Source organism: Haloquadratum walsbyi C23, assembly GCF_000237865.1.
GTDB classification, from domain to species: Archaea; Halobacteriota; Halobacteria; order Halobacteriales; family Haloferacaceae; genus Haloquadratum; species Haloquadratum walsbyi.
Window position 1 is genome coordinate 312,656 of the sequence record NC_017459.1, and the last position, 24,691, is coordinate 337,346.

The 24,691-nt window shown below is 46.6% G+C and carries 18 protein-coding genes and 1 pseudogene; 13 read left to right on the plus strand and 6 right to left on the minus strand.

Translation table 11 applies throughout. From position 1 onward, the window contains the following. Positions 1–126: 126 nt before the first annotated feature. The 4 genes from HQRW_RS01340 (at position 127) to HQRW_RS01355 (ending at position 3,287) form a co-directional block, all read left to right on the plus strand. Positions 127–927: a translation initiation factor IF-2 subunit alpha gene (locus HQRW_RS01340; RefSeq protein ID WP_014555153.1), complete on the plus strand. Its 801-nt coding sequence runs from the start codon at positions 127–129 to the stop codon at positions 925–927. 119 nt (positions 928–1,046) lie between these two features. Continuing rightward, positions 1,047–1,229 (plus strand): RNA-protein complex protein Nop10, encoded by a 183-nt coding sequence (locus HQRW_RS01345; RefSeq protein ID WP_014555154.1) that lies wholly within the window; start codon positions 1,047–1,049, stop codon positions 1,227–1,229. Between the two features lie 4 nt (positions 1,230–1,233). Continuing rightward, positions 1,234–1,992 carry a proteasome assembly chaperone family protein gene (locus HQRW_RS01350; RefSeq protein ID WP_014555155.1) on the plus strand — a complete coding sequence of 253 codons (759 nt, stop codon included), beginning with the start codon at positions 1,234–1,236 and terminating at the stop codon, positions 1,990–1,992. A gap of 818 nt (positions 1,993–2,810) precedes the next feature. Beyond that, positions 2,811–3,287 (plus strand): hypothetical protein, encoded by a 477-nt coding sequence (locus HQRW_RS01355; protein ID WP_014555156.1) that lies wholly within the window; start codon positions 2,811–2,813, stop codon positions 3,285–3,287. Positions 3,288–3,789: 502 nt separating this feature from the next. Here HQRW_RS01355 and HQRW_RS01360 read toward each other — a convergent pair. Then, positions 3,790–4,743, minus strand: coding sequence for a PhzF family phenazine biosynthesis protein (locus tag HQRW_RS01360; RefSeq protein ID WP_014555157.1), 954 nt, complete (start codon positions 4,741–4,743; stop codon positions 3,790–3,792). A gap of 114 nt (positions 4,744–4,857) precedes the next feature. Between HQRW_RS01360 and HQRW_RS01365 the strand changes: the two genes are divergently transcribed. The 3 genes from HQRW_RS01365 to mtnP all read left to right on the plus strand — a co-directional run bounded on the left by HQRW_RS01365 (position 4,858) and on the right by mtnP (position 8,200). Next, positions 4,858–5,622, plus strand: a complete 765-nt coding sequence (locus HQRW_RS01365; protein WP_014555158.1) for a phosphoribosyltransferase — start codon at positions 4,858–4,860, stop codon at positions 5,620–5,622. A 12-nt stretch (positions 5,623–5,634) separates the two neighbouring features. Then, entirely contained in the window at positions 5,635–6,591 is a 957-nt protein-coding gene (locus HQRW_RS01370) for an AEC family transporter (protein WP_014555159.1), read from the plus strand. Positions 6,592–7,300: 709 nt separating this feature from the next. Beyond that, complete coding sequence (mtnP, locus tag HQRW_RS01375; protein ID WP_049891511.1) at positions 7,301–8,200, plus strand: S-methyl-5'-thioadenosine phosphorylase; 900 nt, start codon at positions 7,301–7,303, stop codon at positions 8,198–8,200. 111 nt (positions 8,201–8,311) lie between these two features. On the opposite strand, the gene HQRW_RS01380 is transcribed toward mtnP, so the two are convergent. From HQRW_RS01380 to HQRW_RS01390, 3 genes are all read right to left on the minus strand, one after another. Next, positions 8,312–9,283 carry a segregation/condensation protein A gene (locus HQRW_RS01380; RefSeq protein WP_394324569.1) on the minus strand — a complete coding sequence of 324 codons (972 nt, stop codon included), beginning with the start codon at positions 9,281–9,283 and terminating at the stop codon, positions 8,312–8,314. Beyond that, positions 9,249–12,845, minus strand: a complete 3,597-nt coding sequence (smc, locus tag HQRW_RS01385) for a chromosome segregation protein SMC (protein ID WP_014555162.1) — start codon at positions 12,843–12,845, stop codon at positions 9,249–9,251. The genes HQRW_RS01380 and smc overlap by 35 nt, the downstream gene beginning before the upstream one ends. A 129-nt stretch (positions 12,846–12,974) precedes the next feature. Continuing rightward, positions 12,975–13,298 carry a DUF7518 family protein gene (locus HQRW_RS01390; protein ID WP_014555163.1) on the minus strand — a complete coding sequence of 108 codons (324 nt, stop codon included), beginning with the start codon at positions 13,296–13,298 and terminating at the stop codon, positions 12,975–12,977. A gap of 377 nt (positions 13,299–13,675) precedes the next feature. Between HQRW_RS01390 and gatB the strand changes: the two genes are divergently transcribed. Together gatB and HQRW_RS01400 are read left to right on the plus strand one after the other, a co-directional pair. After that, on the plus strand, positions 13,676–15,166 hold the full coding sequence (gene gatB, locus HQRW_RS01395) for an Asp-tRNA(Asn)/Glu-tRNA(Gln) amidotransferase subunit GatB (protein WP_014555164.1): 1,491 nt from the start codon (positions 13,676–13,678) through the stop codon (positions 15,164–15,166). A gap of 300 nt (positions 15,167–15,466) precedes the next feature. Then, the gene (locus HQRW_RS01400; RefSeq protein ID WP_014555165.1) at positions 15,467–18,040 is read left to right on the plus strand and encodes a DNA topoisomerase I; all 2,574 of its coding nucleotides are present in this window, start codon (positions 15,467–15,469) and stop codon (positions 18,038–18,040) included. A 305-nt stretch (positions 18,041–18,345) separates the two neighbouring features. Here the strand turns inward: HQRW_RS01400 and HQRW_RS01405 are convergent, their stop codons facing one another. After that, positions 18,346–18,540 (minus strand): cold-shock protein, encoded by a 195-nt coding sequence (locus tag HQRW_RS01405; RefSeq protein ID WP_011570558.1) that lies wholly within the window; start codon positions 18,538–18,540, stop codon positions 18,346–18,348. Positions 18,541–18,943: 403 nt separating this feature from the next. On the opposite strand from HQRW_RS01405, the gene HQRW_RS01410 reads away from it, so the two are divergent. From HQRW_RS01410 to HQRW_RS01425, 4 genes are all read left to right on the plus strand, one after another. Further along, positions 18,944–19,663 carry a phosphoglycerol geranylgeranyltransferase gene (locus tag HQRW_RS01410; RefSeq protein ID WP_011570559.1) on the plus strand — a complete coding sequence of 240 codons (720 nt, stop codon included), beginning with the start codon at positions 18,944–18,946 and terminating at the stop codon, positions 19,661–19,663. A gap of 517 nt (positions 19,664–20,180) precedes the next feature. After that, positions 20,181–21,485 carry an aspartate--tRNA(Asn) ligase gene (aspS, locus tag HQRW_RS01415; RefSeq protein WP_014555166.1) on the plus strand — a complete coding sequence of 435 codons (1,305 nt, stop codon included), beginning with the start codon at positions 20,181–20,183 and terminating at the stop codon, positions 21,483–21,485. Beyond that, on the plus strand, positions 21,486–22,400 hold the full coding sequence (locus tag HQRW_RS01420; protein WP_011570561.1) for a pantoate kinase: 915 nt from the start codon (positions 21,486–21,488) through the stop codon (positions 22,398–22,400). It abuts the gene before it with no gap. 842 nt (positions 22,401–23,242) lie between these two features. Then, positions 23,243–24,070: a 4-phosphopantoate--beta-alanine ligase gene (locus HQRW_RS01425; protein ID WP_014555167.1), complete on the plus strand. Its 828-nt coding sequence runs from the start codon at positions 23,243–23,245 to the stop codon at positions 24,068–24,070. 28 nt (positions 24,071–24,098) lie between these two features. Here the strand turns inward: HQRW_RS01425 and tnpA are convergent. Continuing rightward, positions 24,099–24,557 (minus strand): annotated as a pseudogene (gene tnpA / locus HQRW_RS01430) (IS200/IS605 family transposase). Positions 24,558–24,691: the final 134 nt, after the last annotated feature.

A 24,691-nucleotide genomic window follows, 5' to 3' on the forward strand; every position in this document is an offset into this window, starting at 1 on the left:
GTAAGAGACAGCCCTGAAGGGCGGGGTTTTAGCCTTGAGACTTCCATAACTCCTGAACCAGGGAGTTCCAAACAGCAGGGAATACAAAATAAATACAAATAAACACGTAGACAGATAGAAGTATATATGAAATATACTGGATGGCCTGAGCCAGGCGAGCCCGTTGTTGGAGAAGTCGATGAAATTGCAGATTTCGGTGTATTTGTTGATCTTGAAGAATATGCAGACAAACGCGGACTCTGTCATATTAGCGAGGTCGCAAGTGGATGGATCAAAAATGTTCGTGACCATGTGCGCGAAGGACAGACAGTCGTTGCGAAAGTGCTCGATGTTGATGAGAGTGCAAAGCAGATTGATCTCTCAATAAAAGATGTCAATGAGCATCAGCGTAAGGAAACAATCCAGGAGTGGAAAAACGAACAAAAAGCCGATAACTGGATGGAAATCGCCTTTGGTGAAGATATTGATGATGAACGCTACACTGCTGTTGCAAATGCATTACTTGCCGAGTTTGAAAGTCTGTATACAAGCTTTGAGCAGGCAGCAATACATGGAACTGAAGCATTAGATGCTGTTGAGCTGGACGATGAAGAGATTGCTGCGATTGTTGAGACTGCGCGTCGAAATGTCTCTGTCCCATACGTGACCGTCACCGGGTATGTTGATCTTGAGTGCCCGGTCGGCGATGGTGTTGACAAAGTGCAATCAGCACTTCAGGCTGTAGAGGGTGACTCACAGACCATTGGTGATGAAATTGATTTAGACGTAACTTATGTCGGTGCGCCAGAATACCGAATTCGTGTTGAAGCTCCGGATTATAAAACAGCGGAGGGGGCGCTTGAGGCGGCTGCTGACCGTGCAAAGACCGCAGTTACTGATGGTGGAACGGCAGAGTATCATCGTGAACGGCGGTCTGATGAGGAATAGATAGATTGTACATCTCACTTATAATATCTTTCACGCTAATAGATAATCATAGATTTGGGATGTGAAGTGTTTGATATGCGATATCTGATCTACACTACACTGAAGCAAGCATAATTAATATGAAATCCAATATCAAGATCTGTGCGTCTTGGCAGGAAAATCACGAACAACCAGTATATACACTCGCTGATACCTGTCCGAAATGTAATTCAGTAACAAAGAATACAGCACCAGCGCCATTTGATCCGACAGATGCCTATGGTGAGTACCGACGCGCTCTTAAACAGCGCGTCCGCGAGTGAGGACATGGAAGATATTGAGATTGAGACAGTCGGAGAAGCAACGCTTCGCGACCCAGTGCTTGTTGAGGGGTTACCAGGCGTTGGTCATGTTGGGAAACTTGCTGTCGAGCATCTAATTGAAGAATTTGACTCAGAAGAACTCACTCGTATATATGCCGATGAATTCCCACCACAGGTAACTGTTGATGATGATGGTGTCACAGAATTAGCTCACGCATCATTTCATGCTGTATCTACTGATGGACCGGATCTTCTTATTCTGACGGGAGATCATCAAGCACAATCGCATGCTGGTCATTATCATTTGACCGATACCTTCTTAGACATTGCAGAAGACATGGGCGCTGAGTCAGTGTACGCACTCGGAGGTGTTCCAACAGGTGAACTCGTTGAGGAACCCGACGTACTTGGGGCGGTTGCTACCAACGGGGGGATTGACCCACTAAATGATGCTGGTGTCGAGTTTCGCGAGGGCGAACCAGCAGGCGGTATTGTCGGTGTTAGTGGCTTATTACTCGGCTTGGGCGGTCGACGCGGTCTTTCAGCAGCATGTTTAATGGGTGAAACAAGCGGATATTTAGTTGACCCAACAAGCGCACAAGCTGTTTTAGAGGTGCTCGAGACAGTTGTTGGCTTTGAAGTTGGATATGAGTCGCTTGAGGAGCGTGCAGAAGAAATGAAAGAGGTTGTCGAAAAAATCCAACAAATGCAAGGACAACAACAGGGCATGCCGACTGATGATGATCTTCGCTATATTGGATAATTGAGTTTGTTATCTGGCAATTATAGGTGATACAGGCGCAATACACGGGCTTCAGACCGTGGGTCGAGCCGTCGCAGCCGGGAGTTTCCGAACGGTCGCAACACGATGTATATATAATTGTCGGCGCGCTGACTATGATCCTACTGTAGCCGCATGCCTGAAAGTGATTAGTTTGAATAGTTTCACTGACGGTGTCGAATGACGCGGATTCAGCAGCTCCCATCACCGACACTGATAATCACGGCGGTAAAGACTTGCATTAATCACTATGAAAGGTGGCGGTCCGAGTATGAGTGTCCGCCCACGCTGGAAGCAGAATGTGCTCCGCGTGGAAAACAAACAATAATCACCGGGCGCGTCAACGTAAGTAACTCCGAGTCCGGTGAACCCGAGTGCCGACCACCGACCACCCTCCTGTGGGGAAACTAACACACGAACGCGTTTTCGGCTGAGGAGAGGAGTACCGGAGGTAAGGTGTGGTACTCCCAATTCAAAGAGGCTGTCCGTTACCTAGCTGTATACCGATTCGCACGGTGTGAGCTTGCTGACCTGTGAACCTGCACCTGAAACTCCCAACTTTGCGGTGCGGTGTCGTGGGATCCCCCCATGTGAACGTGGAGGAGCACGTCAATATCGCTTGTATCAATTAATGGCTGCTCACGATTTTCATATATACTGAATTCACTCGATTCACGAATCACAGATGACATTTTTCAACTGAAGCACCACCCAACGGTAGCGCGCTCGTGCTACTTTCCGTTTAGGGTAGATGATTAACGGGTATTATATTTGTTCTGACACCGTGTAATTGTGTGAGGATGGAGTCAAATCAGCTTCGAGAGGCGTTTATCCGGTCAGATACGTCACCGTCAGGCAAGTGGTGGATCGATCTCCCAGTCGGACTCTCGATTGGCGGCAATGATGAGTCTGCGACTATTGATGCTGTTTGTCTCACTTCACGACCACAGGAGCTACCAGAGGTGTATCCAGATCATACCGGGACAGCATACGTGTTTAATCGGAATGATGAGCGCGTTGGTGTCGATAAGTCTGATATGTTTGATGGGCTACGTAAACGCGATCATTTCACCGAAGAGACGGTCGTAATTGTTGGTTTTGAATCAGGAGCATCATCAGTTGGGAGTGTTGGTGAACTGCTTGCCTGCCGTGAACTACTTTCGGCGGATTGGAACTGGACAGTCGATGAAACAGTGCTGGTAAGCGATACAGACAGCGATCATATCAGTTATGTGTGTGATGAACTCTCGATTCGGGCAATGCGAGTAACTGAGTAATCACCCCACAAATTTAATTATAAAATTTATTTCATTCTGATAAATACGGACATTTTAGCCTATTATAGGTTGAACAAGCACAATATAATACCGTTTACGGCGTGGATATGCGCCGTCAGACAGGGACGGAGACGAGGACGAGGACGGGAAATTTTGAGCTTTTTTCTTCGATAGTATCGTGTACAGGCGGTCGAGGCGACTGCCCCGGGGCTTGACCCCTGTTTCTTACCCACAAATTGAGTCGCTGTCGAGATCGATGAATCTGATAAAAATCCTAATATCCACAGATGAAACACCCTTATGAAACGATTTTGTTGATCTCGTTTATCCGCATTCAGTACCCACCGCCGATATCCACGCCCGAATCGCTCCTCGCCTCGATCTTTTGATTTCAGATTGGGTTCGAAAGTGTTTGAAACAGCCCTTTGAGACTCGGTGAGCTTATAATTAAGAGACAGTCCTGAAGGGGTGAGAAGATGTCAAACAAGTCATCATCAAATGGTCACGGCTCAAGGATGTCATTATCATTTGCGCTTGGGATTGCAACTGTCCCATCGAGCGTCATAACAGCATGACCGCCGACGCGAACACCACCCTGTGCATACGAGTCATTCGATTCGTCTAGTTTATCATTTTGTTGTTCAGGTTGAATCAATTGCGCGCGGATGTACCCTGGACGGTCACAAAAATGTCCCTGCTCACACCGCACGGTCGGGGGAAACACATCAAATGCATCGAATGTGTCGAGATACGCTGTGCATGCACCAGCAGCGGTTCCAGTAACAGGATCTTCAGTGATACCAAGACTTGGAACAAACGCACGAGCATGGAGTGTTGATGCTGATTCAAGCGTGTCAAAGCTAAATATATACATTCCAGCAGCATCATATGATGTCACGAGTGTATCAATAGCCGCAGCGTCAGGATTCACATCGCCAATATGTTCAAGAAAATTGACTGGAACGATAATAAATGGAAGACCAGTTGAAGCAACGGCGAGTGGAAGTTCATCTCCGATATCACGGAGTGCGGCAGCATCAATACTAAGTGCATCTGCAACATCATCATAGGCAAGATCAATTGAAGCAACTGTCGGCGATTGCTGTCTCATCCAGACGGTCCCATCGTCGTCAACTGTAATTTCAATCACGCCAACGTTTGTTTCAACAGTATGTGTACCAGGATCGATCTCCCCAGTCGCATCGAGATATGCGTATGCAGCAATCGTTGCATGACCACAAAGATCCACTTCTGTTGTTGGTGAAAAATATCGAAAACGCCTCTCAGCAACTTCTGAGTCAGTTATAAACACTGTCTCACTAGCCCCGAGTTCGGCCGCAATCGCTCGTTGTTGATTATCCGCTAATCCCTCAGCGTCTGGAATGACCCCAGCCGGATTCCCGGCGAGTGGGTCAGTACTAAATGCATCAACAAGAAGCGCACGACATGAGTCCATTCTAATTGGTAATCAAATTCAACGGGCAAAAAACGCAGTGTTCGATACAAATGGTTGTCTCGATCAGAGTAATGAATTCGTCATCAATATACACGAGAGCGTCCACGTGCCGATATGAGCGACTTACCAGATCAATTTAATTGCACAATCACAAACTGGGAGTACATTTATGATTTGTGTCGTGACGTAAGCAATCAAATTCGGGCTGATAGTTTTGACCCTGATGTTGTTGTTGCACTTGCCCGTGGAGGCTGGTTTGCTGGACGATGTCTTTGTGACTTTCTTGGGCTTGATGATTTAACGAGTCTGAAGATGGAACATTATGTTGGGACTGCGCAAACAACAAATGAGCCAGAAATTAGATATCCAATGCCTCAGGGTAGTGTTGCGGGAAAAGATGTGCTCATTATTGATGATATCGCCGATACTGGCGGGTCGATTGAGCGAGCATATGAATACGTTACCGATCGGGATCCAAACATCGTTCGAACAGCGACATTACAATTGCTTCAGACGAGTGCATTCGAACCAGACTTCATTGGCGAGCGACTCGAGACATGGGCGTGGGTTGTCTATCCGTGGAACTTCATCGAGGATATGACCGATCTCCTCACTGGTGTCATGCGCAAGACCGACGCAGAGACATTTACGATTCCAGACCTTCGGGAGGGACTCAAAGAGTATCATTCGGTCGAGCGAATCGAAATGGAAATTGCACAACCTGACCGAATGGAAGAAGTGCTTGATGAAATGCAACGTCGTGGATATGTCGAAGCAGTCACTACAAACGAAGCCAGCGGAGACGCGCCGGTAGAGACGGGTGATGACGTATCACAACCGACTTGGCGAATTCTTGAGACCGATGAGGTCGGAGTGTAATCCGCGACTGACGTGGTCTCATTTATTTCTGTCTTCGCGACGGCAATTTTACCGATTGTTGGTGTTGGAGGTGTTGGGTACCTACTTGGGCGGTGGCGATCAGTTGATACAGACGCACTCAATACAGTTATTGTCTATATTCTTGCACCGGCGCTTGTCTTCTACAGTCTTGCAACAACAACACTAGCTCAATCAACCCTCTTTCGAGCAAGTGTTGCAGTCATTATTTATCATCTTCTTGCGATGGGTGTTGCTGCTGGGATTGGACGACTATTTAATAAGAGTAAGACAGCAATTGCCGCACTCATGCTGGTGACTGCGTTTCCGAATTCCGGAAACTATGGTATTCCTGTCTCAAACTTCGCGTTTGGGTCGACAGGGAGAGCAACAGCGGTCATATATCTCTCTGTGCAGGGGATTATTTTGTATACACTTGGTGTATATATTGCATCACGTGGAGGAACGAAAAGCCGTCTTGCAGGAATTAAACGCGTCTTCACCGTCCCGTTGGTGTATGCTGTCATTGCTGCGCTCATTGCACGGGTATTTCAAATTGTGCCATCAACAGATACGACCGCAATGGCAACGATAAAATTAGTCGGTGATGCTGCAATTCCACTGATGTTATTAGTTGTTGGGATTCGCCTGGCACGAACAGACATTGGGTCAACGTTGTCAGCAGTTGGACTTGGCGTTGGATTGAAAATGGTCATTGCTCCAGTTATCGGATTAAGTACTGCGGTTATGATTGGATTTGATGATCCGATCGTTGCGCGGACATTTGTGCTTGAATCTGCGATGCCATCAGCGGTCACGCCGATGATTCTTGTTGCTGAGTTCGGGTCTGGTGATGTTGCCGGTGTCCCCATAGCAGAGTTTGTCTCAGCGGCGGTCTTTGTCTCAACAATGATTTCTATCCCGGTATTGACACTTGTGATTGTCATTCTGAAATCTGGAGCCGTTATTTAAACTAGAAGAGTAATTGATATTCTCCTCCACCTGAAGGCAGGAGGAATCCCACAGCACCGAACCGCTTCGCTGGGTTAGGAGTGTCAGCTTTGGGATTGGTTGCAAACTCCCAATACCAAGCCAGTCCACCGTTGGAATCGGTGCGTGACCGGTCACTGCGCAATCTCCAGGGAGTGCCACATCTCAGCCCCCAGTACTCCTCTCCTCACCCGAGGCAAAGCCCCTGTGTTGGTTGTGTCACAGGAGCGGTGGTCAGTGGTCGGCACTCGGGTTCACCAGACTCGGAGTTATTTGTATCATTGACGAGAGTCCGATGGTTATTGTTTGATTCCCACATGGGGCACACCCTGTTTCCAGCGTGGGCGGACACTCACACTCGAACCGCCACTTTTCGGGCATGCGGCTACATCGGCGTCATAGCCAATGCGCCGTTGTCCATCAGAAACGGTTGGAAACCACAGTATGACGGCGCCTATCCACGCCGTGACCAGGCGTGGTATTGCGCCTGTACCATCTATAACTCAGACTACTGGAAACTCATCCACCGCGTTCATCCCATCTGGCTTACTCGTTATTATTGTAATGAGTATTCATACAGACCGTTTACTCATATTAGATTTGATATAATATACAATGTATACTATATACTGAACTGACATCAATACGGACAACCAATAATGGCTTGCTGATAGCGGCATGAATCATGTATATGACCACGATTGGATTTATTGGTGGGAGTGGAATTTATGAAGCGCTTGGACTGCAGAATACACACACAATAGAGATTGAAACACCATTTGGTGAGCCAGCAGCACCACTGACCGTTGGTGAAGTAGGTGAAACTGGTCGCGAGGTTATTTTTCTCCCACGACATGGAACATCGCATGAGTACTCCCCAACGACAGTTCCATACCGCGCGAATATCTTCGCACTGAAACAAGCAGGCGTTACCCATGTGATTGCTTCAAACGCTGTTGGGAGTCTTCGAGAAGAAATCTCGCCGCGAATGCTTGTTATTCCGGATCAAATCTATGATCGAACGAAGCATCGAACATCGACATTCTTTAGCGATGGCATTGTTGCCCACCAACAGTTTGCTACCCCATATTGCACAGAGCTTCGTTCGATTGTCACTGATGTAGCAATGGAAAATACGGCTGCGGATATCGATATTGTCAAAGACGGAACGTATGTGTGCATCGAGGGACCACAGTTTTCAACTCGTGCGGAAAGTGAGTTCTATCGATCACAAGGGTGGGATATTATTGGAATGACAACAATTCCAGAAGCAAAGCTCGCTCGTGAAGCCGAACTTGCTTATGTGACAATCGCTGGTGTAACCGACTACGATGTCTGGAAGGAGGATAGTCAAGTCACACTTGAGGAGGTGTTATCGAACGCTGAGCGAAATCAAAAGGCGATTAAATCAGTTCTCACAGCAGTCATCAATACAATCCCGGCTGAGCATACGTGCGCATGTCATACCTCGCTTGCAGGAACAATCAATACAGAAAAAGCAGCTATTCCTGACTCAACGCGTGAGGATCTTGATTTGCTGATTGGTGAGTACATATCTGAAGACACCACGGGTGGTGAAGAAACAGGTTAATCCAATCCTTGAGTGATTCATATGACCGATACCACACAGGGTCTCCGATTGGAGATAGATGTTATCTGACCGCGATGGAGTAAGTGAACCCACTCAGGTATCTATATCTGGTCAATCATCGTCTGCAACGGCTGTTGGAGACGATTCAGCGCTTGTCTTTGGGGTCTGTATCCAAAGATCGCCAAACAGATCAGTCTGTTCAAGCATAACCTTGTCACGATGTGAAAGAAAGAGCACTGCAAGATATGTGCTCACAGGTGTTGATGCAACATCAGCAACCTCGGTGAATAACACCTCAATACGACCTTTCTCATATTGGTCTGTCAATGCTGCATACACTGCTTTGATCTCCGTTTCAATATCTTCACCATGAGCAGTATCAGTGACATCAGCAGCTGTAGGTTCCGCTGCATCGCGAAAGTCATCTGCTGTATGATAATCAAGTGTTTGTGTTCCACGCTGGTATCCTGATGGAGAGTCTGAAGTGTCATACTCCCGATGTCGCTTCCACCATGACTCTCGTTCAGCCTCACGGAGTTCCCGAACAAGTTCATCAAGTGTTTCTGGCGATCCACGGGCTTTTTTTCGTTCTAACCGCCGATCCATCTCATCTTCAAGTGCATCTATGGGGTCACTATCGGAATGCGGGGTTGAATTAGAACCATCTGTCATGTTTGCATTCTCGAACTCGTCGATTGGTCTTGTTCCCGCCTCAAGTGCAACTTCCCATGGTTCAGACTCAGACGCATCTGCCGGTTCGTCAGGTTCAATGAGCGCTTCACTCTTCATACGGAGGAGAACTGCTGCATAAAATAACGCTCGTCCAGAGGTCCGCAGGTCTGTTTTATCAAGTCGATTGAGAAATGCGTCGGTTGCATCAACAATGTCGACTTCCCACGGGTCGATTCTCCCTTCCTCAGCCAACTGGACAAGAACTTCAACAGGCTCAATTGCGTCTGAGCTAGTATCATCATTCTGATCAGCATACCCACGTATATCGTCTATCACCCCAGCTTCTGGTTCCTCAGAGTGAGGACTCGACCCCATATCAGTCATCTGCGGGCGCCTCCGGTGACTCATCATTTTGTAATTGGATCCCGGTTACAGCACTGATATTATTTCCTTGCATTGTCACGCCAATAGCACGCTCAGATCGTTCAAGCAAGGCTGAACGGTGCGAAACAACGACAAACTGTGCATCTGTTGCGAGGTCATCAACCATCTCTCCAACACGTTCAGCGTTTGCAGCGTCAAGGAAAGCATCAATCTCATCAAGCGCGTAGAATGGGGCTGGATTATGTCGTTGAATAGCGAATATGAATGCGAGTGCTGTTAGTGATTTTTCACCACCAGACATGGCATTTAGCCGCTGGATCGGCTTATCTCCTGGTTGAGCCTTCATTGTCAAGCCACCCTCAAAGGGTTCATCTTGACTTTCGAGATGGAGTTCACCAGTGCCGTCGGAAAGTCGTTCAAAGATGTCGGTGAAATTCTCATTGATTGCCCGAAACGAGCTCATGAATGTCTCTCGCTTTTGCGATTCAAATCGGTTAATCCGTTCCTCAATCGCTTCGCGTTCCTCAACAAGGATATCGCGTCGTGAGCTTAACTCATCAAGCTGTGATTCGACATCATCATACTCATCGATTGCGAGCATATTCACTGGTTCGAGTGAATCCATCTTTTCGGTAAGACGGTCGATATTAGCTTCAACCGTATCATAATCGGGGATATCTGTGGAATCGTATGTTCCGACTTCACTCTCAAGTTCGTCAATCTCCCACTCAAGCCGTTCGATTGCACCACGAAGTGACGATAATTTTGACTCTAATTTGTCAACAGTGTCACGCGCCGACTCACGCCGGTTTTTTGCCGCATCCAATGTTGCTTGGAGATCTGACCGATCAGATTTTAACGAGATAAGTTCATCTTCGATTTCATCAACAGCGACGCGTTTCGCTTCAAGTGTTGTATTGTACGTCTCGATATCCTCTTGGGCAGTCGAAATTGTTTCCTGTGCATCTGCCTTCTTCGCTTGTGCTTTCTCGACTTGCTCGTTGAGTTCATCAATCGCTTCATTCGCGTACTGTCGTTCTAATTCAAATTCATTCTGACGGGCATCGAGATCATCGATTTGTGATTCTGCGTCATCAATCGCTGTGCGTAGCTCATCTGCTTCAGCGGTAAGTTCGGGAACTGGTGATTCCTCAAGCGCTTCTTTAATCGTCTGTATTTCTTGCTCTGTTGTTGTAATCTCAGCGTCAAGAGTATCAATATCATCATCAACAGACTGCATTGTCTTATCAGCCTCTGCGCGCTCCTCGCGAAGATTAGCAATACGACTTTCAGCCTGTTCAATCGCCGCTTCTGTCTCCTCAATCTCAGTTTTGGTGGCGTCAATCTCTGATTCAAGTTCACGCACACGCTCGCGGGCACTTGCTGCCCGTTCACGAGCGTCTGATATATCATCATCGACAGTCCGAATCTTCGATTGATATTCCTGACGACGGTCTTCGAGCGTTTCGATCTTCTCTGCCAGTCGCTCTAATCGACCACCACCTGAAGTTGAAAACGAATATCGTGATCCACCACCAGATCCACCTGTCATCGCCCCAGACCGTTCGACGAGATCGCCGTCGAGCGTCACCATTCTATATTCACCCATGAGTTCACGGGCTGTTTCCATTGTCTCGACAATCAACGTTGACCCAAGCACATATGAAAAGATGGGGCGATACGTATCATCATAGCTGACAAGATTTTGTGCGAAATCAATTACACCGTGATGATTTGGTTGTCGTGGAATCCCGCGGTCATCCATTTTTGTAATTGGGAGAAATGTTGCACGCCCAGCATTCCGGGATTTTAGATACTCGATACAATCAGAGCCAACCGTATCTGTGTCAACAACAACATGCGCGAGCCGTCCACCTGCGGCTGTTTCACATGCGGTTGCATACTTTTTTTCGACAGACCCAAGTTGTCCAACAGTGCCATGAACACCAGTGCGATTCGCATTTAAAATCGTTGTCACAGCGCGAGGCCAGGATGTGTCAGTATCATTGCCTGTATGCCCCTCGAGTGTCGCATACTCAGATTGCTTCGATTGAATCTCTGATCGAACTGTATCCAGATTATCTTTCAGTTCTGATCGTTTATGCTGTAGTTCTGAAAGAGCATCTTCAATTGTTGATTCATTCTTTTCAGCAATATCAACTTCCGAATGAAAGTCAGAGAGTGCAGCCTGTAACGTCGAAAGCTCTTCACGGAGTTTCGTCAGCTCTTCTTTTGCATCAGCAATGTCACTTGCTCGCCGCCGTGTCTTATCCAATAATCGATCTTTTTCACGTTGTGCGTCGCTACGCTTCGTTTTAAGCTCATTAACCCGATCAATTGCTGATTCAAGTTCGTGTTTTCGCTCGTCATACGTAGCATCAACATCTTCAATTTCGGCTTCAACATCGGCAAGGTCACTCTCAAGTGATTCGATCTCTGTGGTTATTGATGCTTTTTCGACCTTTATTGAGCGTATCTCTGTATCCAGCTCCTCAATCTGTTCTTGTTTCTGATCAAGCTGAACAAACGCCTCTCGACGGGTGTTTTCTGCCTCTGTGATCCGCTCCTCTGCTGTCTCAATATCATTTTCACGACGTCTGATTGCACCCTTTATTTCTTCAATCTCGGATTTAAGCGCCAGTTGTTCATCTTCACCCTTACGTTCGATTTCTGCTGTAACTGCATCAAGCTCAGCAGTGAGTCGAGAGACATGCTGTTGACGCTGAGAGAGGGTCTCATTTGCCTCTGTCAGATCAGCTTCAACTTCCGTCGCCTGCTCAACCGTTTCATCCCGGTCTGCTCGTTTTGACTCAAGTTCTGCTGCTTTGAGATACTCCTCATACTCCGTTCGCTCATCACGAAGCGACTGATATTTGAGTGCGGTTTCACGTTCGTCCGCAAGTTGTCTAAGTCGCGTTTCTTTTTCGCCAATACGCAGGTCTGCTTCTTCAATTCGACCTTCGACAGCATCGAGTTCCTCAAATGCATCATCGCGTTTTGCATCAAATTCAGCAACTCCAGCGATTTCATCAATAATACTCCGACGCTGCTGTGGCGTCATATTAATAATTTCAGTAACATCGCCCTGCATGACCACATTATATCCTTCAGGCGTAATGCCAGCTTGTGCAAGAAGATCTTGAATATCCGAGAGGTTACAAGACCGACCATTGAGATAGTAGTATGAGTAATAATTGGTTTCGGTTTGTTTCACACGACGTTTAACGCGGATCTCATCAACATCTCCAATCGACTCACTGCCAGCAGCATTAATAACCTGTGTGCGATCGATTGTCCCTGCACTATTATCAAGGACAACCGTGACTGTTGCCTCATTTGGACTTTCTGATGAGTTGGATCCGTCTGCTTCCGTGGTAGCATGTCCGGGATTATAGATAAGATCAGTTAATTTCTCCGCGCGGATGCCACGAGTGCGAGCAAGTCCAAGCGCAAAGAGGACACCGTCAATAATATTCGATTTTCCAGACCCATTCGGTCCAGTAACAACGGTGAAATCCTCATAGAATGGAATCTCTGTTGCACGACCAAAGCTCTTGAAACCGTCAAGGATGAGCGTTTTAATATGCATGTAATGAAGAGGATAGGTACATAATCACGAGAGAGTCCGCGGCGATGCGTATCTCATAGTGAGGATATTATTCGATAGCAAGCATGTTTACTCAATACTGCGTGTTTATTAATGACTCTTGAAGTGTCGTTATGCAATGATGATGTCTGAATCGTCCGTCGATTCATTATCGCTTGCGTCGCTATCAGATGCTGCAGTGCTCTTTGATTCATCCTGAGACATTGCATCTGTTGCAGAGTTAGTATCGGTATCAGTTGTTCTGGACTCTTGTGATTGTGCGGCTTCGTCTGCTTCATGACCAACCGAACGGCTTCCAGCTGAGAGATCAATCTCAATATTATCCTCAATCAGATGCAGCCGCTCTTTTGTTTCGACGAGCTCCTCTGTCAACCCGTTAACAGCCGCTTGTAACTCTGTGACCTGTGACTCTAGCTCCTCTAGCCGATTACTCATGCTATTATCACTTGTATCGGGATATATAAACGTATGTCAGACATTTCAATGCTTTTTGATATATCTGTAAATCCTATACTCACAGGAATTCAACCTAACCTTAGCAATATCATGTGACGCTCTGATTTCATATCAACTGTATACAGGTATCATCAGAGATAGTCGGCTTGATCATAGAGATTATATATACATCTTGATTTCTTCGTAGTTCATACAATATAGTATATATCCTAATCACAACTTTCGGGATTCGGTCGTGTGAACGAATAAGAATAAATCAAAAACGAGCAGGTGCGATGGGATAGACTTCTCATACTAGTTTGGTGTGACCGATTAGTCCCGTTAGTCTTTAGCCATACTATATCAAATGAAATACAATGACTGCGACAGCGCTCGCCCAGCGCGATTTCACTGCCGTTATTGGATTAGAAGTTCATGTCCAGCTTGAGACTGATACGAAGATTTTCTGTGGCTGTTCAACCCGGGATAATAACGCCGAACCGAACACACGAACATGTCCTGTTTGTCTTGGATTGCCAGGTGCACTACCGGTATTGAACAAAGCCGCTGTTGAGGCAGCAGTCAAAGTCGGGAAAGCTCTCAATGCTGATATTGCAGAAAAAACGCAGTTCCATCGAAAAAACTATTATTATCCTGATCTCCCAAAGAATTTCCAAATTTCACAATACGATGCTCCTATTTGTTCCGATGGACAGCTGTCAATCTCTGTCGAAGATAATCGTCGAGAGGTTGCTATCCGACGAGCGCATCTTGAGGAAGATCCAGGCAGTCTCACCCACCAAGGTGGAAATATTGATACTGCCGAATACACACTTGTGGACTATAATCGAGCAGGAACACCACTTATGGAGATTGTTACTGAGCCAGACTTTCGGAGTCCAGCAGAGACGCGAGCATTTCTTAATAAACTTGAGGAAGTCTTAGAATATCTCGGAATTTTTGACCCAACAGCGGATGGCTCCCTTCGTGTCGATGCAAATATTTCATTGATTCCAACCGAAGACATCGACAATGGGTCAATCACTACGGCAGCGCTTGAATCAGCAAATCGAACTGAGGTAAAGAATATTTCAAGTCATAAAGGCGCTGAAAAGGCACTTGCGTATGAAGTAACACGACAACGAAATGCTGTCGAACGGGGACGAGCAATTGAACAAGAAACACGACACTGGGATGAAAGTCGTGGGATCACCGTCTCTATGCGTTCAAAAGAAGCTGAAAAGGACTATCGATATTTTCCGGAGGCTGATCTCCCGCCATTAGCAGTTGCTGATTGGAAAGATCAAATCTCAATTCCTGAACTCCCAGATGCCCGTCGTGAGCGATTTCGTGAGGAATATAAATTGGACTCTGAATCCGCTGCGAAACTTACATCAACGAAAGCCGTTGCAGATTTCTTTGAGAGTGTTGCTGATCAATTTGATCCTGCACTAGCAGCAACATGGGTTGCTGATAATCTTCTCGGTGAACTCAATTACCGTGATATGACGGTTGGAGATATTGATGACCGATTCGACGAGTTCACACAGTTGATTGAATTGGTCGATGATGAAGACATTACTACAAAGAACGCAGAAGAGGTTGTCCTCCGGCGGATGCTTGATGATGAACTCACGCCTGAAGCAGTAATTGAATCTGAGGGGCTTGGTAGGGCAGATGAAGATGAGGTTGTCACTGCAGTCACTGATGCGATTGATGAAAGCCCTGAAGCTGTTGAGGATTATCATGCTGGTGAGGGTGGTGCGATTAATTTCCTTGTTGGACAAGTAATGCAAAAAACAGGTGGCAGTGCTGACCCAAGCAAAGTAAATACATTACTTCGTGGACAACTTGAGGATAAAAAATAAAGAATAGTCATATCACTATCGATAGTATATAAAAATACATATTCCACACGTTTGACAGTGATATTGCAATTATGTTGCAATCGGTCGATTTAGCAGTTTTCAGGTGTTAAGCCCTCTACTGTCATCATCTCAAATATACTGTCCTATTGCGCAGTCCCACCGACCCACGAACCGATACTAGAAACAGGAAACCCCACCCTCACTGGAGCCGCGTCAGCGGCTAAGTAGGGTGAGGTAGCTCATATAATTTTGTTGTAGGAAAGTTTTAGGCTATCCTTCGGCATACACTTTTATATTAAAATGAGCCAGGGACCAGAACTCATTATCACCGAGAAAGATAACGCCGCGCGGCGGATTGCTGATATCCTGAGTGGTGACTCAGCAACAGCAGACCGCGAGCAGGGTGTTAATGTGTATAAATGGGGTGGGAAACGCTGCATCGGTCTTTCTGGACATGTCGTTGCTGTCGATTTCCCACAAGAATATAGTGATTGGCGTGATGTTGAGCCTATCGAACTTATTGATGCGCCAATTGAAAAAAACCCAACGAAACAAAATATCGTGACGACATTGAAAAAACTCGCTCGGCGGGCACGCCGTGTGATTATTGCGACTGATTATGACCGAGAGGGTGAGTTGATTGGAAAAGAAGCATATGAGCTTGTTCGCAGAGTGAATGAGTCAACTCCAATAGATCGCGTTCGATTTTCATCAATCACCGAAGAGTCCGTTACGACAGCATTTGAAAATCCAGACGACCTCGATTTTAATCTTGCAGCAGCAGGTGAGGCTCGACAGGTAATTGATCTCGTATGGGGAGCTGCATTGACTCGATATCTATCCTTGTCAGCAGGGCAACTTGGGAGTGATTTCATCTCTGTCGGTCGGGTTCAAGGACCAACACTGAAATTGATTGTTGATCGCGAACGCGAGATTGAGGCGTTTGATCCTGAGGACTACTGGGAATTGTTTGTTGACCTCACGCAAGCAGACAAACCTATTGAGGTGAGCACAGACGATACTACAGCAGGATTTGAAGCACAGTACTTCTATCATGCAGATGATGGAACTGAAGCTGAACGAATCACTGAGGAATCAACTGCAAAAACGGTATTCGAAACATTAGAATCAGCTTCTATTGCTCACGTCGACTCGGTGAAGCGCCGGACACGAACCGATGAACCGCCCGCACCGTTCAATACAACACAGTTCATCAGTGCAGCAGGATCAATTGGGTACGCCGCGCAGCGGGCGATGGATATTGCAGAGGACCTCTACACGGCTGGATACATCACATATCCACGAACTGACAATACCGTCTATCCCGATGACCTTGATCCTCGAGAGCTTATTGAAGCACTCACAAATGGATCTCGATTCGGATCAGATGCACGTGATGTCCTTGATCAGGAAACACTCTCACCGACGACTGGTGATGAAGAGACGACCGATCACCCACCAATCCATCCAACCGATGAACTTCCTAAGCCCTCAGAATTAGACGATGATAAATGGGAAGTGTATGAACTCATTGTTAGGCACTTTCTTGCTACTGTCTCTAATCCAGCAACATGGGAACATCTGCGTATCGTTGCTATTGTCGATGACGCTTATTCAATAAAATCCAACGGACGACGGCTACTGAATCCTGGATATCACGCCGTATATCCATACTCAAACGCAACGGAATCACTTATTCCGGATATCGAAGATGGCGAAACGCTTAGATTGATTGATTCGCGAATCGAGGCAAAGCAAACCCAACCGCCGCGACGGTACGGCCAGTCTCGACTCATCGAAACAATGGAGTCAATGGGGATTGGGACAAAATCAAGTCGACACAACGTCATTCAGAAACTTTACAATCGAGGATACATCGAAAGCGACCCGCCACGACCGACACAACTCGCACGAGCCGTTGTTGAGGCTGCTGAAGAGTTTGCAGAATTAATCGTTAGTGAGGAAATGACGGCTCAATTGGAGACAGATATGCAGGCAATCGCAGAGGGTGAGGAAACACTTGAGTCAGTAACTTCTGCGTCACGCTCGATACTCACGGATGTATTCAAAAAATTAATGAACACAGATGCTGAAATCGGCGATCATCTTCAGCGGTCGATGAAGGCAGATAAGACGATTGGACCATGTCCACAGTGTGAAGGCGATCTTATTACCCGAAAGAGTCAGGCTGGGTCACACTTCATTGGATGTGATAGCTATCCTGATTGTGAATACACGCTCCCATTACCCTCGACTGGAAAGCCACACATACTTGAGACGGTGTGTGACGTACACAATCTTCAGCAGATAAAAATGCTTGCTGGAAAGCGCAGTTTCGTCCATGGCTGTCCGCTGTGTGAGGCTGAAGCAGCGGATGAACAAGCTGATCGTGTGATTGGCACCTGCCCAGAATGCAACACCCATGCTGATGGTGAACTTGCAATCAAACGTTTGCGGTCTGGGTCACGACTTGTTGGGTGCACTCGATATCCAGACTGTGAGTATTCATTGCCCCTTCCACGACAAGGAGAGATTGACGTTACAGATAATATATGTGATGAACACGCGTTACCTGCATTACAGATACTTGAGGCAGACGAGAACACGACAAAAGACAAGACCACCAAAGAGAGTGATGATATCTGGGAACTCGGCTGTCCAATCTGTAACTATCGGGAGTATCAATCTGATCAGACCGACAGCTCAACGCTTGAAAGCGTTCATGGGATTGGTGCAAAGACAGCTGAAAAGCTAAAAGACGCTGGTGTTGATACTGTTTCTGCGCTTAAATCAGCAGAAGCAAACACGCTTGCTGACCGTGTCGACGGTGTCAGTGTGGACCGACTGCGAAAATGGCAATCAACTGCAGACTGACCAGATTTGCAGACTGGTTGATTATTCTTACTGGGCATATTTATCGATTGATCATTAATTCCACACTGAGCGAGTGAAGAAGCCAGAGTCAGCACGAGAGTAACACTCACCACTGATACCGTCAATTATATTCAACTGACAACAGATAATCAGATACATCGAAAATGTACTCGATATAGTGAGTACTGCTATCTGTAAGTGAATTTTAATAAAGAGACACCAATAGTACCGTATTAGTGTATTGATATGATTATAGATGCCGATATCTATAATAAATTATTTCAAATTGGGTTGCGATTAGCCAATTAGTTGCGAATGAGATTTGCTGCGCGTGGTCCTTTTGGGGACTGCTCAATCTCAAATTCTACTTCCTGTCCTTCTTCGAGGTCCGGACCGCCGACATCTTCCATGTGAAAGAAAACATCATCATCCGTATCATCAGTCGAAATGAAACCGTAACCGCCTGTATCGTTGAAAAAATCAACCTTACCTTCTGCCATTGTAAACATATATATGATGACGCAATGCATAATACTTCCGAGAGTCGTGATACCATGGAGGTAGAGCTAATTCATACGTATCTATCCGCACAATACGGTCAATATCAATAGTGTATACATGCACTTGAGCAATACTCCGGGAGCCGGTTGTTCCTGTTACCCCTGAGACGGAGGACAATTATATCACGACAACGATGAAATAGCTATAATCTGGTGTAGAGGTACCGGACAATCAGCGTCTCAAGACAGTAGAGCCCCATTCACAACCTCATGATATTGTTATGTTATGTTATATTATGTTATTGATATATACAAACCAAACAGTGGAGTGAGGTTAGATAAGAGATATTTCATTGCCATCTTCCGCGTTATTTTTATCCATGCCCCGGGAGAGATATCTGCAATGAATGGACCTTGGACAGAATGGGATCATGTATTAAAGGTAGATCCTGATAAACCGCTTGTTGATGGTGAAACATTCGAGGATGTGTGTCAGACAGGTACTGATGCGATTGAAATTGGTGGCACACTCGATATCACGACTGAGAAAATGCAAGAAGTAGTTGATGCCTGCTCGCGATATGACATGCCGCTGTACCAGGAACCATCAAATCCAGCAGTTGTTGTTGAATCAGACGCGCTTGATGGTTATCTTGTGCCAACAGTATTCAACGCTGAGTCAGCGTTCTGGGTGGCTGGAGCACATAAAGAATGGGTCCGAATCGATGGTCCACTTGACTGGGAGCGAACGGCAACCGAGGCATATATTGTGTTGAACCCTGACGCGTCTGTTGCTGAAGTGACTGAAGCAAACACTGATCAGACAGCAGAAGACGTTGCTGCATTTGCAACCGTTGCTGAACGACTGTTTGGTCAGGAGATTATCTATATCGAATACTCTGGAACATTTGGTGATACAAAAAAGGTGGCAGCGGCGGCAGCAGCACTTACTGAGTCAACATTATTCTATGGTGGTGGGATTGGGGGGTATGATTCTGCATATGAGATGGGAGCCCATGCCGATACGATTGTTGTTGGAGATTTACTCCATGATGAGGGAGTCGATGCTGTCAGTGAGACTGTTGCTGGTGTCAAAGATGCACACGCAGACGGTGAGATTTGACATCCTCCCCGCGCTGAAGCGCGAGGCTTTCTCCTCGATTCTCCGTAATAATCTCATTTTAGCTCTAACTTTCGATCTAATGCCGTTGGTAATAATAAAAATATCAAATAATCAAATTATAGACGATCTTATCAAATCTCACCATAGATAGCACGGGATACGAACCGTATTTGAATTTGATCCGGTAAATAAAATTAGCACTCACTGAAATAACTCACACCAATTGGTATCGATCTCTGTTGGTTTTGATACATGATATTCTTCAGGTCTGGCTACAACCCACAAACACAGATACAAAACTATCATTAAGACTCTTCGTCACCGTCATCTCTGATAAGAGAGGTGAGAAGCTATGAAGTTAATTCTGAGACTGACTCCGTCATGAACACCGACCCACCGAAACTGAGCATCGATTCCTGTAGGTGCTATCAGTGAGCTAAGAGGATGACTCCGACATGCTGCATACTGACAATTGCGAATCGACTATTTTTAAGAATAGAACCGAGAATACCAATACATGCAGGATAGAACGCTCACGGCTGAGGTTACCCCTGGTGATGAGATTACAGTTGCTGGGTGGGTTCATGAAATCCGCGATCTTGGGGGGATTGCCTTTTTAATTCTCCGCGACCGAAGCGGGAAGATTCAAATTAAATTTGAAAAGGATGAGATGAATGATGAGATTGTCCAGACGGGACTTGATGTCCCTCGTGAAAGTGTAATTAGCATTACTGGTGTAGCCGATGACGAACCACGAGCACCAACTGATGTTGAGATTGTACCGACGGCAATTGAAGTTCTTAGTTCTGCTGATACTGAACTACCGCTTGACCCATCAGGAAAGGTGAATGCTGACCTTTCAACACGACTCGATAATCGAACCCTCGATCTGCGAAAAAAAGAGGTAAAAGCAGTCTTTCAGATCCGTTCTGAGGTGCTTCGTGCCGCTCGAGATGCATTTCGCGAACTTGGGTGTACAGAAATCAATACACCGAAAATTGTCGCAACAGGGACTGAAGGTGGGACCGAGTTATTCCCAATCACTTACTTCGGTGAAGAGGCATTCATGAACCAGTCACCGCAATTATTCAAACAATTGATGATTGGGTCAGGACTTGAGCGCGTTTTTGAGATTGGTCCAATCTTCCGTGCCGAAGAGCACAATACACCTCGACATCTGAATGAGGCAACATCGATTGACTTTGAGTCAGCGTTCATTAATCATACAGAAGCAATGGACGCCTGTGAATACGTGGTCACAGCCGCTTATCAGGGAGTTGCTGAAAACTGTATAACCGAATTAGAGACACTTGGACTCCGTGATGGATTTAGTGTCCCTGATGAGTCATTCCCGCGAATTAGCTATCAAGAGGCGATTGAGCGGATCAACGCAACAGGTGAGCTCGATGAACAATTAGTCTGGGGTGATGACCTTCCAACCGATGGCGAACGAGCACTTGGCGCGGATGTCGGCTCGCATTACTTCATCACCGATTGGCCGTCTGAAATTAAGCCATTTTACATCAAGGATCATGACGATAATAAAACGCTTTCAACAGGATTTGATATGATGCATCCGCAAATGGAGCTTGTTTCTGGTGGTCAACGTGAACACCGATATGAACATCTTGTCAGTGGGTTCGAACAGCAGGGGCTTGACCCTGAACAGTTCGATTATTATACAAAAATGTTCAGATACGGAATGCCACCGCATGCAGGATGGGGGCTTGGTGGTGAACGGCTTGTGATGACAATGCTTGGGCTTGAGAACATCCGTGAAGCTGTTCTTTTCCCCCGAGATCGACAGCGACTAAGTCCATAAATGACAACGACCGCTACTCGCGAGGCGGAAGTGTTCGTCCCAGGGCATATTACTGGGTTCTTTAGCGCACACCACACAGATGACCCCGCTACAACCGGGTCGCGGGGAGCTGGTCTCACAATAACAACTGGGGTTAAACTAGAGGTATGTCGTGGACCAACGGTCAGCCCGGGAATTACACTAAATGGTAAATCAATCTCTATCGACGCCGTTGACAACGTCATTGACAGACTTGATATAGATGATATCAATGTTAATGCACAAACAGCATTACCGCTCGGTGCTGGATTTGGTGTTTCAGGTGCAATGACACTTGGTGTTGCATTTGGAAGCAACGCTGTCGCGGATAAAACCAATACACGAGCAGAAAGTGCACTCATTACAGCTGCCCACTGTGCAGAGGTGCGCGCAGGAACTGGACTTGGCGACGTCGTTGCACAAGCCCGAGGTGGATTTCCAATCCGGGTAGAGCCGGGGGCACCACACGTTGGTCAACTTGATGGAATTACCGCCACACCGCGGGTTGAATACTGCTCATTTGGAACCGTCTCAACAGAATCTGTACTAAATGCAGATACAAATACCCTAACGACTGCGGGTGAGCAAGCACTCGAGACGCTTCAATCAACCCCAACAGCAGCTCAGTTCATGACACTTGCACATCAATTTGGTGTTGAAGCAGAGTTGATGACGCCCAAAGCACAAGAGGTGATTGCTGATGTTCAAACAGCAGGTGGTACTGCTGCAATGGCAATGCTCGGAAATACTGTCTTTGCTCTCGGTAATGATCTCTCTGCTGCAGGATATGACCCAGTGGTTTGTCAGACTCACAGCGGTGGAGTGAGTATACAACAGCAAGGAAACTATCAAACCGGTGGTCAACATAATCCGCGAACGATCGAACACTCATCATAATTATATTATCTGCATCTGTATCTGTACACAGGTAGATATTTAACATCCTCCTCCGCGTGAACGCGGAGGAATCCCGAGCGGTGGGAGTTTCAGGTTCAACACTCCCACCGAACAACCAGCCAGTTCGAATCTGAAGGGTTATTCGCGGTCTGAGGCGGGGGCGGGTGGGACCGCTGGCGGTGCCAAGCCGCCGGTACTCATACTCCTATTCTCGACCATGTACGGCGTCCAAGCGTTGTTTTTGCCGCAGGGGCGCCGGCAGGCGTTAGCAAACTCGGAGTTACTTTCTGTGGTGTTTTCAAGCAGTCGGGCACAGCATCGGTTCATTATCGGAACCGACCGTTCACCAGACTGATTCCGATAATTGTCTTATTGCTTGGGGCGGACAGGCCGCCATCGTAGGACTGGCGGGAATCGCTCTGTTTCCAACCGATTCCTCTGTTATTGTGTGATTGCCTGTCATTTAAATATGTGTATTTTAAAATTTGAATCGAGCGACGACAGTAGGATTTCGGAGGGCGTGACGACGCGTATCCACGGCCTGTAGTGCTCCTGAATACTTATTGAGGAATTCAATCCAAAATCTTGTCATAGAGTAGCTGCTGATACTGTTGCGTAGAACCGATGATTCAAAATGTTTCACGGAGTACTAAAGGCCGTGGTATTGCGCCTGCTCAGCATATAGTCCGAGTGCACTTGGCATTGAACAATGCAGATATAATTATGTCAAGCCAACCTGTTTTTATTATAGGTCAGTAACAGGTGCTATATGACAGGCGATATAAATGTAATCCAGCGATATCGTATAATATTCAAGATATTCAAGTGATGACACAGTAGTCATGAATGATTCCTCACCAACACAGGACCCAGAGAAAGAGACTGAGACTGAGACTGAGACTGAGACTGAGACTGAGACTGAAACTGAGATACCGCAGGATCATCCCAGGTATCAATCACTCATAACACGACACCGAATCGAGGAGGGTGTCGACACTGGAATCACGAGTCCACAAGGTCTCATCGCGGAGGGTCGTGGTGAAGCATTTGATTATTTACTCGGCGAAAAGACAACGTCATCTGCGGACGATGCCGCACGAGCAGCAGCGGCACTACTTCTTCATGCAGAACACCCTGTTATTTCAGTGAACGGTAATGTTGCTGCACTCGTTCCAGAGGCGATTGTTGAACTCGCTGAAGTGGTTGAGGCGGATATTGAGGTGAATCTATTCAATCGAACAGAAAAACGTATGAATGCAATTGCTGATCACCTCTACGACCATGGCGCTCAGACTGTTAAGGGGTTAAAAGCTGATGATCAGATCCCTGGGCTTGATCATGAGCGTGGGACTGTTGATGCGGATGGAATTGGTGCTGCAGATGTTGTGTTAGTGCCGCTTGAAGATGGTGATCGAGCCGCTGCACTTGATGCGGTTGGAAAGCGCGAGATTGTCATTGACCTCAATCCACTTTCTCGATCTGCACTCGCTGCAACAGTCCCTATTATTGACAATGTCATCCGGGCAGTGCCAAATATCACTGAACATGCATCAGCATTGAAACAAGCTGATAATGTCGCTCTCACAACGGTTATCAACAGGTTTGACGCGGATGAAGTCCGTGAGCGCGCGGAACAAGAAATACGACGTGGTGAATTACGCTCATCGTGATTACTCCTTCTGGAATAACAGTTCAGTGTCATACATACACTATATGAAGCGGATAAGCATTCTTTATGAAAAACAGCGCGAGTTCTGTCTCTTCGATATCCTCTTTGATCACTTCCTCCGACACCGCACCTCTCGTTCCCACATACTACCCGACCGTCCAGAATCCGCCACCCCAGAAATACGACTGCCGAATCTCGCGATACCGCTCCAGCAACTGCTTACCACAGTACGGCTTGAACTGCCGGGCGAAGTCGGCTTGACTGTGTTTTGGGTCGCACTGCACGAACAGGTGCACGTGATCGTCTGTGTCTGCAGTCTCCAACGTCAGAATCTTGTCTCCGAAGTGGTCGGCAGTCTCATCAAACAACTTTCGTATATCATCTTTAACCACGGTGGGCACCGGGCGGCGGTACTTGCGACATCAGACAAAATGATACCGATACTTACAGGAACTAACCGAATGTGCATGACTCCGGTAGCTCTCTATTCCTCATATCTATATTTATTACAGTTTGAAACGATTGTCGTATAATCGCTAGTTGTCCACTCTGTCTCAGTGATGCCGTCGCTGACATATAGTGCCAGATGAAGCGGGTGAATCAGGAAGCTGATTCATCCGCT